Here is a 16231-nt window from a genome sequence, read left to right as displayed (position 1 = left end):
GATGCATTGAAATCGCCTCTAGCTTCAACCCCAGCCTCGTCGGTAATGATTCGGAGAAGGCAGCAGGGGACCTGGTTCGCGAGGCATGTTTGAACAATGGCCGCCCCTCCCATGTCGACCGCACTGGCGGCGAATTTTTTTTCCAACCACTCGTTTTTGTCTCGGCTGGCGATAAACTGGTCGCCAGAAACGAGGATTCCGATTGCCATCTTATGGTGTGTTTTCATCTTTTTCCAGACATTCAGGACAGGTGTAATTAAGCTTGGGTCAAGAGTATCATCCTCCCCCTGTTGGTTTGTTGCGTCCGTGCTGGTCGGGACTTTGGACCAGATAAAACCATACGGTTTGATGGTGCCAAAATCATGCTGGAATGCGTTGGTAACAACGACCACATCACCAATTCCAAAATTTTCCGACAAGGCGCCAGCAGGAGAGATGGAATAAACAACATCGACAGGAAAACATGAGAGGAGCGTTTGCGCTGTGATGGCATTGTTAACCTTGCCCATGGGAGATCTGACCAAGATGATCCGTTCTCCCCCGAGGGTTCCTGCAAAAAAGTCTCGGCCGGATTTTTTGGTTGCTGTCTTTATGTCGGCTGCTTTTTTTAAGTCTTCAACTGTACTGTTTAGGGCGACAATAATGCCGATATCAGCATGGCTGATCGCGGTTACGGCAAAAATAAGTATACAACATATTGATATTGTTAAATAATATTTCACGCGACCACAGTTCTTAACCCAAGGGACTTAAAGTCGACGAGTAATTTTGTTCCTGCGCTAGGGTTTACCATTTTCACAAAATGGATTTTTGCCGAGAGCGATTTCTCAAAATCATCCTCTGTGTACAGTGTAGGGTTTGGATGGTTTTTTTCGAGTTTAGCCCATTTGTGAATCTCGACTTTAAGGCTCTTTTGTTTGCAATTATGGATCACTGCTCTCAGTTTTCGAATTTCGTGTCTGGGGATGTTGAGCTTTTGGTTGACCACAATACCGGTCACCTGCTGTCTGCTGCCGCTCCTCATGATTCTCAGTTTTTTTTCGTTCACTGTATACCCCTCTTCGCTGACAATTTGTCGGAAGAAGGGTATCATGGTTGTGACCTTTGGGTGGTTGGAAGAAATTGTCAGATCGTCGGCATATCGTGAGTACGAAAAATCATTTGCTTGACCCAGTCGGGCAAAGCGTTTGTCCAGTCGACGGCAGAGGATGTTTGAAATTGCCGGGCTGGTAGGTGCGCCAGTTGCCAGTCGTCCCTGATAGGTGGTCAGATCCGTAAGGATTGCAGCGATGTTTTTGGGATATCCAAGGGCTGCGAACATTCCGAAAACGCGATTGGCTGTTGTCGATGGGAAAAAGTCCTTGATATCTATTTTTATGACGATTTTTTTGTCAGGGTGTCGCTGCGCATTGGTCACGATTGAACGTTTTCTGCGAAACCCTTCGGCGTGGGCATTGAGAGGGACTTTATCAAGCAGGGAATCAAGGATTTTTCTTTGCAGTGCCTTGAGTTCTGGGTGTGGTGCCAATATTTCGCGTTGCCCGCCGCTTTTCTTGGGAGCGAAAAAATGAGAATACTTGCTCGAGGCAGTCGAAGCCTGCTTTTCAAGGTTGGAGATTGACACCCCGAGCGTAACGGCAAGGTGCTGGCGGTTGAAAATGCAGAGTAGGTTTCTGCGATCCATCTCCAGATAATAGGCGGCGAGAAAATTAAGCGCTCGAGGGTCCGCCTCTTGGTTCTTGTCAATGATCGTTCTGAGGGAGGGGTATTTGGTGGTTTTCTTTTCAATCCCCTCCTGATAGAAGGTTATAGCGAGGTTTCTTTCGAGCCGTAAACGAGCGTAGGCCACAATGATATCGACGAGATCCGGCTCAACACCAGCTTGGGTGTTGATGGTTTTTAAGTTGTTAAGGTATGTCTCTTGCTTTGTGCAGAGTGCCATTACAAACCATGAGAATGAAGGAATGAAATTTGATGCCGGGGCTTATTTTACTTATTATCGGGGGTCGGTTAGCTGACCCCCGTGCGTAGCAAGTATCGGGCAGGCATAGCGTAGCGCTATACAAAAACTCTAAAAAAATAGAAGCCCCGGCATCAAAAATGGAGTTTTGACAGCATAAAAGCTGGTTTTGTTGATTTTGTTAATAAGGTAGGGTTGACGAAGGGCACCTGACAGCAATTGAAGGTAAACCCGCACGAACATACCCCTTTGGATTTAATCTCGTTGCATTGAATGTCATATTGGGCTGTTGACATGTTGATGCCACAGCCATAACAATATCGAGTGGGTTGAAGAGAGTTAAAAGGTAGGTTGGACCATGTTTTAATGTTTGCCGCAGAGCAATTATTGCATATATTGTAATTACCAGACTGGGAGACTAGCGCTAAAGCAGCATCTAATCCACCAAGCCCGATGGCTGTCGTTGAAACAGCTACTTTGAGGAAAACTCGTCTATTCATCTTGTTATGCTCACAACCTTTTTTTTGCTGAATGAAGTCAACGGTCGAGGTGGCAGGCTGTCTGGTTATCATTTTGCTAGTATTATACACATAATTATTTATTTGTATTTCAATGTCAAGAGATAAAAAGGTTTCGCTGGGCATCGTGAAGTCATGTGGCCATGGAAAGAACTTGGGTAAGAAACTTTTGGCTACGGAACCGCCCAGTCAAGTGGCGACAAGATGGGGAAAAGTATTCTGAGTAAGATTACCCGGCTATTTTCCTCTGATAAGAAAGATGATGAAAGCGATTTGTTTCAGCATAAATTATCTGGAACCGGCAATAAATGTGTCCTCATATATTTTCTTCTGGTATTCTCCCGAAAATTACAAAGGTTTTCAGGTCTGAGAGAAGAAGTGAAACCCGTTTTGGTCTAAAAACCGTCTTGACAAACTATGCTAGTTTGTTGAACCATATAAAGCTGATCTGTAGGAAAATTTTTAGCTGTGACACGAGGAGAAAATTATGTGCGGAATTGTTGGGTATGTTGGCAAGCGGAGGGTGGTGCCGATTATTATAGAAGGTCTCAAGCGACTGGAATACCGGGGATATGACTCCGCTGGTATTGTTTATCTGGAAGAGGGCAAGCTTAAAAAGCATCGGTGCAAGGGCAAGCTGGCTAATCTTGAGGAGTTGATGGAGGAGGTTCTGACCGATAGCCATATTGGGCTCGGTCATACCCGCTGGGCGACCCATGGTCCGCCTTCCGAGGCTAACGCTCATCCTCATAGCGATTGCACCGGGGATTTGGTTCTTGTGCACAATGGAATCATCGAGAACTACCATTCGCTTCGTGAAGAGTTACAGGCGAGTGGGCATACCTTCACCTCGGCTACCGATACCGAAGTTCTGGCTCATCTGATCGAGGAGAGTCTGGGTGGAGGTGATTTGGTTGAGGCAGTTCGCAAAGCGGTTCGCCGGGTGGAAGGCTCCTATGCCTTGGGAGTGATGTGGACCGGGCAACCTGATCGCCTGGTTGCGGTTCGTAATCAAAGTCCGTTGGTCCTAGGTGTCAAAGAGGGCAGCGGCTGTTTTATGGCCTCTGATATCCCGGCCCTTTTGCCTTACACCAACCAGGTGATTTTTCTTGAAGATCAAGAGATGGCTGTTTTGCAACAGGATTCCTGGCATGTTTTGCATATTGATAGTGGTGTGCCTATCGATAAGGAAATCAAGACTATCGATTGGAATGCCGGGATGGCGGAGAAGGCGGGATATCGCCATTTCATGCTAAAGGAGATCTACGAACAGCCCCAGGCAATTCTCAACACCTTTCGGGGCCGGTTCGATTCCGAGACGGGCCAGGTGATGCTGCCTGAGATTGGTTTGACCAAGGTGCAGTTGGCAGGGATCAAGCGTGTCTCTCTTGTCGCTTGCGGGACATCCTGGCACGCGGCTCTGGTGGCAAAGTACTGGATTGAGAAATGGGCGGGGATCCCGGTAGAGGTGGATATTGCCTCGGAGTTCCGCTATCGGCGTTTATTGTTGGATCCGGAAGTATTGGTAGTGCCGATTTCTCAGTCCGGTGAAACTGCGGACACCTTGGCCGGGATGCGATTGGCTAAGTCATTGGGCGCCAAGATCGTGGCGATCTGTAATGTGGTGGGCAGCACGGTAACCCGGGAGGCGGATGGTACCATCTACACTCACGCCGGCCCGGAGATCGGTGTTGCCTCGACCAAGGCCTTCACCAGTCAGTTGGTCGCGCTCTTTTTGCTGACTCTCTACTTGGGGCAGGCAAGGGACGCGATCTCGGAAGGGGAGAGCATCGCCCTCTGTAATGTGCTGGTGACCCTTCCTGTCATTCTCGAGCAGGAGATGCCGAGGATTCATGCGGAGATGGATGTGATTGCCGAGGAGTTTTCTCGGAGCCGGGATTTTCTGTATCTGGGACGCGGGGCCAATTTTCCGATTGCCCTGGAAGGGGCTTTGAAGCTCAAGGAGATTTCTTATATCCATGCTGAGGGTTATGCCGCTGGTGAGTTGAAGCATGGTCCCATTGCTCTGATTGATCGGGATATGCCGGTTCTGGCCTTGGTGCCAAGGGATTCGGTTTACAAGAAGGTGATCTCTAATGTCGAAGAGGTTCGCGCCCGTAATGGCCGGATGATCTTGATCGGTTGCGAAGGGGATGACAGTCTGCGCCAGATTGGCGAATATGTCGTGCAGTTGCCAGAGATTCATGAAGATTTGAACCCTATTCTGTATACGATTCCCCTGCAACTTTTGGCCTACCAGATTGCTAATCTCCGTGGCTGTGATGTGGATCAGCCGAGGAATCTGGCTAAGAGTGTCACTGTGGAGTGAGGTATAGGAACCGAGCCAATCAGTGTTGGGTTACGGCCTGACGGCCTAACTCCAACCTACGAGCGAGCCGCCAGATAACAACAAGGAGTAATGAATGAAAATACTAGTCACCGGCGGCGCCGGGTTTATTGGTTCCAACGTGGTGGATGCCTATATCGAGGCGGGACATGAGGTGGTGGTGATCGACAACCTCTTTTCTGGTAAACTCGTTAATCTCAATCCTAAGGCCAAGTTTTATTTGATGGATATCCGGGCTGCTGAGGTTCGGACGATGTTTGCCATGGAGAAATTTGACATCATTAACCACCATGCGGCCCAGATGTCGGTTCCTGCTTCGGTTGAGGACCCTGCCTTTGATGCCGATGTCAATGTCAAGGGCTTCATCAACCTGTTGGAAGCAGCGAGGGCAACTCAGGTCAAAAAGGTTATCTTTATTTCTTCGGGCGGTGCGATCTATGGTGAGGCCAAGGAGTATCCGACCAGCGAGGCCTCGCAGCCAGTGCCGCTGTCTCCCTATGCCATCACCAAATCGGTTTCCGAGCAATACCTGGCCTTTTATCGTCATCACTACGGCTTGGACTACACCGTGCTCCGTTACGCCAATGTCTATGGCCCCCGCCAGATACCCCATGGCGAGGCGGGCGTGGTGGCGATCTTTATGGATCGGTTGCTGAATAATCAACCATGCACGGTGTATCATTTCAGCGACGAGCCACGAGGGATGACCCGTGATTACTGTTTTGTCGGCGATGTGGTTCAGGCCAATCTGTTGGCCCTGACTCAAGGGTGTGCGGAGGCTTACAATATCGGCACTACGGTGGCGACTCATACCTTGGATCTGTTCGAGGCGATTTACTTAGCCATTAAAGAGGTGCGGCCTGAGGTGGATCAAGCGCTACGGATGCCATTGAAGGGTGAGGCTCGGTCTGGGGATTTGTCCCGGAGTTGTTTGAATGTTGATAAGGCTCGGGCAATCCTTGGATTTGTGGCTGCCTACGATCTGGCAGCCGGTCTGAAAGAGACACTGAAATGGCGGATGGCGGCTAGTTGTTAGTGGCTAGCGTTGAAGAGAGACTACACAATATTTAGGTAAGGATAGCAACAATGACTGATCTGTCAGGAAAAACGGTGGCGGTAGTTGGTTTGGGGTATGTTGGTTTACCTCTGGCGATTGCCTTTGGCACGAAGATGCGGACTATTGGGTATGATGTCAAAATTGAGGCCATCAATAAATATCAGCAAGGGATTGATCCTAATGAGGAGGTCGATGTTGAGGGTTTTGCCAGGGCCACTCATCTTGAGTTTTCGGCGGACCCTGCTCGGTTGGAGGAGGCCGATTTTGTTGTGGTGGCTGTGCCCACGCCGATTGATATTGCCCGTCAACCTGATTTGAGTCCAGTGGTCGGCGCTTCAACGACGGTGGGAAGACACATGAAAAAAGGGGTGGTGGTTGTTTTTGAGTCCACCGTCTATCCCGGAGTCACTGAAGATGTCTGTGTGCCAATTCTTGAGGCTCAGTCTGGGTTTGTTTGGAAAAGAGATTTTCATGTCGGGTATTCACCAGAACGAATTAATCCTGGAGACAAAGAGCATACCTTAACCAAAATCGTCAAGGTGGTTTCGGGGGATGATGGCCCGACCCGGGAGGCAGTTGCCGCTTTATATAGTGCGGTTATTGAGGCTGGGGTTTATGTGACCGACACCATTAAGGAGGCTGAGGCGGCCAAGGTTATTGAGAATACTCAGCGGGACTTGAATATTGCCCTGATGAACGAGCTGGCTATTATCTTTGATCGCTTGGATATTGATACCCTAAACGTCCTTAAAGCGGCGGGCACAAAATGGAATTTTTTGCCATTTCGTCCAGGGTTGGTCGGCGGTCATTGCATTGGTGTTGATCCCTATTATTTGACCCACAAGGCGGAGACGGTAGGCTATCACCCGGAGGTGATTCTGGCCGGGCGTAGGATCAACGACTCGATGGGAAAATTCGTGGCAGAAAAGACAGTCAAGATGATGATGCAGGCCGGGGTGATTCGAACAGGGAAGGTCGGAGTGCTTGGTTTGACTTTTAAGGAGAATTGCCCAGACCTTCGGAATTCAAAGGTAATTGATATTATAGATGAACTCAAATCGTACGGTTTGACTGTTGAAGTGTATGACCCAAGGGTCGATCCAGCCGACGCTAAACGGATTTATGGGCTTACCCTTTGCTCGTGGGAAGCCTTACATGATTTGGGCGCCCTGATCGTGGCTGTGCCTCATAAAGAGTTGTTGGCCAAAAGCGTTGACGAATTGGCTGGAACCTTGGTGTCTAACGGTTGTCTTGTTGATGTTAAATCAGTGTTGGATACCGAGGCTGTCCAGAAATTGGGGCTCAATTTTTGGAGACTATGAAAAATTAATGGCCTTTAGTCACTTGAAACTAAGGAGAAATATGTACGATACAATCCGAACACAGCTACTGGCATCGCCTAAAAAATGGGTGATCACCGGAGTGGCCGGCTTTATTGGCTCTAATTTGTTGGAGACGCTGCTTAACCTCGACCAGGTTGTGGTTGGGCTTGATAATTTTTCGACCGGGCATCGTCATAATTTGGATCAGGTGAGGGGGGCGGTTGATCCTGTCCGTTGGCAGCGGTTTGCCATGATCGAAGGTGACATCAGAAATCTTGATACCTGCCAGCAGGCATGCTCCAGGGTTGATTATGTCCTACATCAAGCGGCATTGGGTTCGGTGCCGCGCTCCATAGAAGATCCGCTTATCACTAATGAGAACAATATTACCGGTTTTCTCAATATGTTGGTCGCCAGTCGTGACGCCAAGGTGAAGCGGTTTGTCTATGCCGCGTCTAGTTCAACGTATGGTGATCATCCAGGCTTGCCCAAGGTAGAGGATATTATCGGTCAGCCGCTTTCTCCCTATGCTGTCACCAAGTATGTCAATGAGCTGTATGCCGCAGTTTTTTCACGAGCCTATGGTCAGCAAACGATAGGGTTGCGTTATTTTAATGTTTTTGGCAAGCGGCAGGATCCCAATGGCGCCTATGCTGCGGTTATCCCGAAGTGGTTTGCCGGGATGATCAATGGCCAGGAGTTGTTCATAAACGGGACTGGGGAGACTAGTCGGGACTTTTGTTATATCGACAACACAGTGCAGGCTAATCTTCTTGCAGCCTGTGTTGAAGATGAGCGGGCAGTGAATCAAGTCTACAATGTGGCTTTTGGTGAACGAACTACTTTGAACGAGTTATTTGACGCCATTCGGGAGCGAGTAGTGAAATTTGTTCCGGCGGCTTACTCCGCGAAGCCCACCTATCGGGATTTTCGGGCCGGTGATGTGCTCCACTCTCTCGCTGATATTTCGAAGGCCAAGGAGTTGTTGGGGTATGAGGCGGAGTATTCGGTTGAGGCGGGACTTGATTTGGCAGCCCAATGGTATATTGAGAATTTGTAGCTGATTTCGAAACATCCTGCCAAGCGGGAAGGAGTGGTATTTCTTTCTCGATTCTCTTGAGTCCTCAGTATTGTCAATGATAATAAACGGGGTTTACCATTGAAGAAAATACTAGTCACTGGCGCTGCCGGATTTATTGGCTATTTTTTGAGTCAGCGGTTACTTGCCGAGGGATGGCAGGTTGTTGGGATTGACAATCTGAACGATTATTACGATCCTGAGCTAAAGCGGGCTCGCCTTTCTTTAATTACCAGCCAAGATTTTACATTTGTTCACGGAGACCTTGCTGATCGGGTCTTGATAGCGGATATTTTTGCCCGCAATCAGTTTCAGGCTGTGGTTAATTTGGCGGCCCAAGCCGGAGTTCGTTACTCTCTTGACAATCCCGCATCCTATGTCGATGCCAATTTAGTTGGTTTTGCCAATATCTTAGAGGGTTGTCGGCATTCTCGAGTGGGGCATTTGGTCTTTGCCTCCTCGAGTTCTGTCTATGGAGGCAACACTCGGATGCCTTTTTCGGTGCATGATAATGTCGATCACCCGGTATCGCTCTATGCGGCGACCAAGAAGGCCAATGAGTTGATGGCTCATAGCTATAGCCACCTCTATGGTCTGCCGGTAACGGGGTTGAGGTTTTTTACAGTGTATGGTCCTTGGGGGCGGCCCGATATGGCGTATTTTCTTTTTACCAAGGCGATTATCGCTGGTAAGCCAATCAATGTTTTCAATAATGGCAAGATGAAGCGAGATTTTACCTATATCGATGATATTGTTGAAGGGGTGATGCGAATAATTGCCCGGCCACCTGTACCTGACCCGGCGTGGGACCGGGAGCACCCTGACCCGAGCACCAGCTGGTGCCCGTATAAAATATATAATATTGGCAATAATCAGCAAGAGGAACTTCTTTACTTCATTGAGGTTTTGGAGGAACGCCTGGGGCGCAAGGCAGAGAAGCGTTTTTTGCCGATGCAAAACGGAGATGTCAAGGAGACCTATGCCAATGTCGATGATTTGGTCCGGGACATTGATTTTAGACCCTCGACTTCTATCGAGGTTGGGTTGCGTCGTTTTGTTGACTGGTATCGCCCATATTATGGCGTATAGCCTAAGGAGAGGCACAGCTTTATGAATATCACCATGATTGGCACAGGGTATGTGGGTTTGGTCACCGGGGCGTGTCTGGCGGAATTTGGTCATCAGGTCATCTGTATGGATAAAGACACTGATAAGATTAAGTTTTTGCAGGACGGCGAGATTCCAATTTATGAACCTGGCCTTGAGGTATTGGTCCGGAAGAATGTTGAGGAAGGGCGACTGGTTTTCTCGACCGATATGAAGGCAGCGGTCCAGTCCGCGCAGGCGGTTTTTATTGCCGTGGGGACTCCATCGTCCCGCAGAGGGGATGGCTATGCTGATCTGACCTATATTTATGCAGCGGCCCGCGAGTTGGCGGCTCATCTGAAAGGATACGCAGTGGTTGTGGATAAAAGCACGGTGCCGGTTGGGACCGCGCGGCAGGTGGCGAGGGTCATTCGGGAGGCTAATCCCGCAGCCGAATTTGATGTTGTTTCAAATCCGGAATTTTTACGTGAAGGGGCGGCGATTAATGATTTCATGCGCCCTGACCGGGTGGTGATCGGTTCAGAGTCGGAGAGAGCAACCGGGGTGATGAAAGAGATATATGATCCGCTGTATTTACTTTCTACCCCTTTCGTAGTTACCAATCTGGAGACCGCTGAACTGATTAAATATGCCGCAAACGCCTTTTTAGCAGTGAAAATCAGTTTTATTAATGAGATGGCAACGATATGTGAGGCAGTTGGCGCTGATGTTAAAGATTTGGCCAAGGGGGTGGGGCTGGATGGTAGAATTGGTCAGAAATTTCTTCACCCCGGTCCGGGGTACGGAGGATCATGTTTTCCAAAGGATACCCTTGCATTACTCCGTATTGCCCAAGAGCACGGGGTGGCGGCGCGAATCGTGGAGGCAGGGGTGGAGGTCAATGCGGCTCAGAAGGCTAGGATGGTCAAGAAGATTCGGGACGCTATGGGGGGATCGGAATCAGGAAAGACTATCGCTGCCTTGGGACTCACCTTTAAGCCGGAAACTGATGATCTGCGTGATTCTCCAGCTCTGACAATCCTTCCTCCGCTCTATGAAAAAGGGGCAATAATACAAGCACATGATCCGCAGGGGATGAAGCAGGCGGCAGAGTTTTTCCCACATTTCATGTACAAAAATTCCGCTTATGATGCCTGCCAGGGAGCAGATGTCGTGGTATTGTTTACGGAGTGGAATCAGTATCGGGCCTTAGATTTAACTCGGATTAAACAGGCTATGAAGACTGCGATATTTATTGATTTGCGCAATGTTTATGACCCTGTTAAGATGAGGGAAGCTGGTTTTTCATATGTGGGGGTAGGTCGGTCATAATATAACCAGTTTAGTTGCCAACAGCACTTGACCGTAAATTGCTCCTTGGGTAAATATCGGGAGTGGCTTTAGCCGTGATTCTTTCGGGGTGTCACGGCTAAACACGTTTTCGCATAATGTTGCTCAGAAACGTGTTTGATAATTATTGTGAAAGGAGCAGAGTTGCTTTTGCGAGTGTGCCAGCGCACCCCTGCCTCAAACTAAACTTTATTGGATGGTTCTTCCAAATAGTAATGGAAATTTTTGTTGATGGCTCAATCATTCGTGGTGTTTTGATGGATACGACCAAAAGTACACATGATCCAAATGCTTCGACAGCCGAAGTGAAGCGGTTGGTGAAGAATTGGAGAGCATTGCTTGATCTGATGCCCCAGATGGTATTTCTCGTTCGCGATGACCATGTTATTGAGTATGTTAATCAGCATGCGCAGAAATTACTGGGTGATCTTCGCGGTAAGCGTTGTGTTGATGTGTTGTGTGGGATGTCTGGAGGGTGTCATCCTGGGTGTTCTGTTCATGCAGACCTTGCCGAGGAGAAAGTCTTTGTGGGGGTAAACTCAGCTAAAGTCGGGGATATGAACGTCGAGGTTTCTGTCGTGCCGTTTCAAGGGTACTCTGGTGATACGCTTAGGATGGTTTTGATGAGGGATGTCACTACCCTCAAGAGACAGGAGGAAGAATTGAAAGCCTTTAATAATGATATTGAAGGCATCCTGCGAATCAAAATTAATGAATTGAAAGAAAGTGAAACAATGCGGCGGCGCTTGGCTCAAGAGGTCAATGTCCTGAAGAGGAAGATGAAGGTTACTGTTCCGGATGATGGCATGATTGGCAGCAGTCGAGCTATGCGTGCAGTCAGGGATTTAGTGGATCAAGTTGCTGATTCTGATGCAACGATCTTGATCACTGGAGAGAGTGGCGTTGGTAAAGAGTTGGTTGCAGACATGCTGAGAACGCATAGTTCCCGTCATGACAAACCATTTCTCAAGGTCAACTGTAATGCTATCCATGAAAATCTTTTGGAAAGCGATTTGTTCGGGTACGAAAAAGGGGCCTTCACTGGCGCGGCTTCACGACAAAAAGGAAAGTTTGAAATTGTTCATAACGGGACTATTTTTTTGGACGAAATCGGAGATATCTCTCCTCGGATGCAGGCAACCTTGTTGCGAGTGCTGCAAAGTGGCGAGTTGATCCGGGTTGGCGGGAATTCCCCTGTTCAAGTGGATGTTCGGGTTGTTGCTGCTACTAATGCGGATTTGTCGAAGGCGGTCCAAGATGGAAAATTTCGATTGGACCTCTATTATCGGTTGAATATTATACAGGTTGCCATTCCACCTCTGCGCGAGCGGAAAGAAGATATCGTTGAGTTGGCTACTTTTTTTGTTAAACGTTATCGGAAGGCTTTTAAAAAGGATATTGATTTCTTGCCCAGTAAGGTCATCGATAGACTCCTTCTCCATGACTGGCCAGGGAATGTACGTGAGTTGGAGAACATGATCCAGCGGGCGGTATTGGTGGCGAAGCATAAGGTGATCACTGAGGATGATTTGGTTTTTGATGACACCATGCGGGGGGGGGCGGACAACTATTTCAGTCGTATGGTGAGTTCTGTTCCCGGGAGATCGTTGAAGGATCTGGTTGCCAGGTTCGAGTGCGACATAATTACTCATATGCTAGAGGGGAGTAGTGGCAATGTGGTGCAGGCCGCTCGCGATCTTGATGTTGGAAAAACGGCTCTTTATGATAAGATAAAGCGTTATGATATCTCCGCAAAAAATTTGAAAAAATAGGTTTTGTTTTGCTGTGTCAAATTGTGGTGTGTTTGTTGCAAGTTTGATCCGGTAGCGAAATTATTTTGTGATGAGAAAGGTTGAAGTCTGTACATTGATTGAGGAGTTGGGATGAGTTGTTCTGGTGCGGAAGGTATTTGTTGCCCATATTTTGCTCAAAGTAGGCATGAGTGTCTGATGACACATGACGGCTTGTATATTCCTATGCTCAATCACATTCATTCATTATGTATGACTGGTCATTTCGGCCAATGTCGTCACTATCTTCAGGGTTGTAATGCTATTAAGGCTTGTACTGATCAGCTAGGATTAGCTTCTGAGGCCAGTCGTCGTCGTTATCGTCGGGTGGATGCACGAATTCCTATGAAAATCGTTGAATACGGGCAAGATGGCCGATTCCCTGAGACATTGGACAATGAAGCCTTCGCGGTTGATTTAAGCTGGGGGGGCATTCGATTATCGACCAAGGTTGCATTGCCTGTTCGGAAAACAGTAACCTTTGTTTTTGGCCAGGATGAAGAAATTCCCGTTATGTTAGATGGACAAGGTGAGGTTCGCTGGAGTAGAAAAACTCAATCTGGGGCTTTCCATTCTGGGTTGCTTGTTACCGATAAAAAGACATTTGAAGCCCTTGGGCAGCGCATGGTTGCATCCTAGTCCTCTCTCCTCTCTCGATCTTCCTCTTCTTGATTCCATCCTATCTTTGGTTCTTTGTTCTTGTCGTCTGGCATGGCCGTTTCCGCAAAAGGAGAAAATAATTCCGTTTGGCAGGAATCGCGTTTCTTTGTATGTATCTATAATACCTTAATGAGAATTTAACGTGGATAGATTTTTTGGTAGCAAAGAGTAATGACTTTCGTTTTGTCGGCATAAAAAAAATTGTTGGTCAAATCTATTGAATGACGTTTTTTTAAATTTCGTTAAGTTGGAAATCACATGTAATATTTTGATATTATTTAAATTTTTTAAAAGTAATGAGATGACAGTGTGCCTATGACTTGGCACCTCTATTGCAAGATGATGATGCCGGACTGCAATTAATATGGGAATGCAGTTGCTACGTAATCTCACTTAAAAATGAAAAAATGTTAAAACCTCCTGGTGTTCTGCGGGGATGGCAGGATACATAATCCTCCGGGATATTTTCTGCGTAGAGGTGTGTTATGGTCAGAAAAATAGTTGTTATGAGTATGATACTTGGATTTCTCGGTATTTTCCCCGAGTTTGCTTCAGCAGATTTGAGAACGATTCATGTGGAGTTGAGTTATTCCGGGGTTGCTGCCTCGTATAACTTATATCAAGATGGTGTGAAGGTTTGTGTCAGTGATAATCCTATCGCTACCACAATGGATTGTAATGTCGAAATAGGTACTGCGCCGATGACTTTTGTCCTTACAGCAGTTGACGTCAATGGCGTGGAAAGTCCACAGTCGGCCCCTTACGTCTTGACTCCACCTGCAATAAATCCGGTTACCAGTAATTATATTCCCCAGGCTAATTTTACTACCAACGGAACTGCTGGCGTGGCGCCGTTCCTGGTTTCATTTGATGCCAGTGGTTCATCTGATTTTGATGGTATTATTTCCAGTTATGATTGGAATTTTGGAGATGGTAATATCGGTTCAGGTGAGCTTGCTGATCATACCTTTGCCGTACCTGGAACATATGCAGTTCTGTTGACTGTTCGTGATGATAAAGGCGAAATCGGAGAAAAATCGGTAGTTATTACTGTAAATACCCCGCCAATAGTTCCGAACAAAGTGCCTATCGCCAAGTTCACAGCGGTTCAGATTCAACAAGGGATTTCAAATCTGCGGTTTGATGCCTCGACCTCGTCTGATGCGGATGGTACGATTGCCAATTACGCATGGAATTTCGGAGATGGAGAGACCCTGACTGGAAAAATTGTTGAGCATGAATTTAAGTTGGCTGGCAACTACACTGTGGTTTTGACTGTAACGGACAATGCAGGGGCAACTGGTACTGATAAGATAATTATTACTGTTGTCGATCCCCCTAAACCACCCAACGTGTTGCCGGTCGCAGCAATTTCTGCCAGTACAGAGAAGCGGAGCCTGCATTTTGAATGGGAGTACACCGGAACCGCCCCAGGACTGGCCGGTTTCCGACTCTATCAGAACGGTCGGCAGGTGTGTGAAGTTCCCAATCCAGCCGCACGTCAAGCTGATTGTCTGGACTATGTTGATAATGGTAAGGTTCGTTTGTGGGTGACTGCGTATGACCAAGCTGGAGTGGAGAGCGCACCATCTAGTGCCTTGACGTTTGACAGCACAGGGTTGTTTGTTTCTGCACGAGGGAGCGCTCCGTTAGGGGTTCATTTTTCCGCAGGGACATCGTTTGATTCCGATGGTACGATAACCTCTTATGCCTGGAATTTCGGAGACGGTGCGACAGCTGAGGGCGTAACAGTCGATCATCTTTTTACGCTTCCAGGAAGCTACACTGTTACTTTGACAGTTATTGATAACAGTGGGGAGCAGTCACAATCTACTATCGTCATACAAGTGGTGGACACTACCCCGCCCGTAGCGTCGAATGCATCGCTTTCTACTTCCCAGGATAAGTCGGTTACCGCGACCTTGAATGCCAGTGACAAAGAGGGAAGCCCTCTTACGTACCGGATTACTAAGGGGAGCACGTTGGGAACGGCTTCGATTACCAATTCGGTAACTGGTGTCTTTACGTATGTGCCCAAGGCGGGAGTTTTTGGTGATGACTCCTTTAGTTTCAGGGCAAATGATGGTACTTCTGATTCTAACGAGGCGTTGGTCTCTATTAAAATACAGAAGGTGAACTCAGCGCCATTGGTTTCAGGACTGGTTCTTAGCGTGAAAGAGGATACTACTGCTGCTGGTACTTTGTCGGGCTCTGATCCGGATAATGATGTCCTGAAATTTTCCATAACAACACAGCCAATACATGGCACCGTGATCATTGATAATCTTAACACGGGAGTGTTTCGTTACACTCCAGCGGTCAACTATATTGGTTCAGACAGTTTTGCTTTTAAGGCTAATGATGGGTCTGTCGATTCTAGTCCTGCTACAGTTTCGGTAACGGTTACATCTGGCAATAAAGCTCCCGTTGCCGTTGCCGTTAGTTTGTCTCTCCTGGAAGATGTGGTGACTATTGGGCAGATGGAAGGAGTTGATCCCGATGGGGATAAGTTGACCTATAGCATCGTGGCTAATGGCACAAAAGGTCTTGCATTAATCACTAATGCAGAAACTGGCACATTTTGTTACACTCCGAAGGCGAATGCCAATGGCCAGGATACCATTACTTATCAAGTGAGTGATGGGAAGTTATCTTCGAAGAATACAGTGACACTGACGATTGCGCCGGTAAATGATCCTCCATCAGTTAATGCCGATTATGCCCAGGTTATGAAAAGACGTACGGTGTTAATCCCTGTTCTTGGTAACGATACCGATGTCGATGGGGACGTATTAACGATAGCCTCTGTAATGCAACCTCAATATGGCAAGACAGCGGTTGTGAAGGAGCATATTGCCTTCACTGCAGACAGCAGTTTTGTTGGAAAAGTGAACTTTTTTTATACGGTGAAAGATAGTCATGGAGCTTCCTCAACTGGAATTATCGTGGTGACTGTGAAGTAGTAGCTGAGTTCAGCATGTTAACAAACAACCATCAAGCAGTACTGAACCTGAAGTCTCGGAAGTTCGTATATTTTCTTTGTTATCGGCCCATTTGTATAGT

General features: G+C 47.6%; 12 protein-coding genes. 9 read left to right on the top strand and 3 right to left on the bottom strand.

Translation table 11 applies throughout. From position 1 onward, the window contains the following. The 3 genes from mtnN to FP815_14070 form a co-directional block, all read right to left on the bottom strand. Positions 1-722, bottom strand: a 722-nt coding sequence (gene mtnN / locus FP815_14080) for a 5'-methylthioadenosine/S-adenosylhomocysteine nucleosidase (protein ID MBA3016054.1), incomplete at its 3' end; no start/stop codon positions are given. Further along, the gene (locus FP815_14075) at positions 719-1942 is read right to left on the bottom strand and encodes an RNA-directed DNA polymerase (protein MBA3016053.1); all 1224 of its coding nucleotides are present in this window, start codon (positions 1940-1942) and stop codon (positions 719-721) included. The genes FP815_14075 and mtnN, both read right to left, overlap by 4 nt. A 152-nt stretch (positions 1943-2094) precedes the next feature. Beyond that, positions 2095-2604: a hypothetical protein gene (locus FP815_14070; protein MBA3016052.1), complete on the bottom strand. Its 510-nt coding sequence runs from the start codon at positions 2602-2604 to the stop codon at positions 2095-2097. A gap of 361 nt (positions 2605-2965) precedes the next feature. On the opposite strand from FP815_14070, the gene glmS reads away from it, so the two are divergent. From glmS to FP815_14025, 9 genes are all read left to right on the top strand, one after another. Continuing rightward, entirely contained in the window at positions 2966-4807 is a 1842-nt protein-coding gene (gene glmS / locus FP815_14065) for a glutamine--fructose-6-phosphate transaminase (isomerizing) (protein MBA3016051.1), read from the top strand. 94 nt (positions 4808-4901) lie between these two features. Then, a complete protein-coding gene (locus FP815_14060) occupies positions 4902-5861 on the top strand; it encodes an NAD-dependent epimerase/dehydratase family protein (GenBank protein ID MBA3016050.1) in 960 nt (319 codons plus the stop codon). A gap of 50 nt (positions 5862-5911) precedes the next feature. Continuing rightward, the gene (locus tag FP815_14055; protein MBA3016049.1) at positions 5912-7204 is read left to right on the top strand and encodes a nucleotide sugar dehydrogenase; all 1293 of its coding nucleotides are present in this window, start codon (positions 5912-5914) and stop codon (positions 7202-7204) included. Between the two features lie 40 nt (positions 7205-7244). Further along, the gene (tviC, locus tag FP815_14050; protein MBA3016048.1) at positions 7245-8264 is read left to right on the top strand and encodes a Vi polysaccharide biosynthesis UDP-N-acetylglucosaminuronic acid C-4 epimerase TviC; all 1020 of its coding nucleotides are present in this window, start codon (positions 7245-7247) and stop codon (positions 8262-8264) included. A gap of 99 nt (positions 8265-8363) precedes the next feature. Beyond that, positions 8364-9371 (top strand): NAD-dependent epimerase, encoded by a 1008-nt coding sequence (locus FP815_14045; GenBank protein MBA3016047.1) that lies wholly within the window; start codon positions 8364-8366, stop codon positions 9369-9371. 21 nt (positions 9372-9392) lie between these two features. Next, on the top strand, positions 9393-10700 hold the full coding sequence (locus FP815_14040) for a UDP-glucose/GDP-mannose dehydrogenase family protein (GenBank protein MBA3016046.1): 1308 nt from the start codon (positions 9393-9395) through the stop codon (positions 10698-10700). A gap of 116 nt (positions 10701-10816) precedes the next feature. Next, on the top strand, positions 10817-12490 hold the full coding sequence (locus FP815_14035) for a PAS domain-containing protein (protein ID MBA3016045.1): 1674 nt from the start codon (positions 10817-10819) through the stop codon (positions 12488-12490). A 111-nt stretch (positions 12491-12601) separates the two neighbouring features. Next, on the top strand, positions 12602-13147 hold the full coding sequence (locus FP815_14030; protein ID MBA3016044.1) for a hypothetical protein: 546 nt from the start codon (positions 12602-12604) through the stop codon (positions 13145-13147). Positions 13148-13653: 506 nt separating this feature from the next. Beyond that, positions 13654-16131: a tandem-95 repeat protein gene (locus FP815_14025; protein ID MBA3016043.1), complete on the top strand. Its 2478-nt coding sequence runs from the start codon at positions 13654-13656 to the stop codon at positions 16129-16131. Positions 16132-16231: the final 100 nt, after the last annotated feature.

Source organism: Desulfobulbaceae bacterium (assembly GCA_013792005.1).
GTDB lineage: Bacteria > Desulfobacterota > Desulfobulbia > Desulfobulbales > VMSU01 > VMSU01.
The sequence above is the reverse complement of the archived record's forward strand: the minus strand, read 5'-3'. Positions and strand labels throughout refer to the sequence as shown.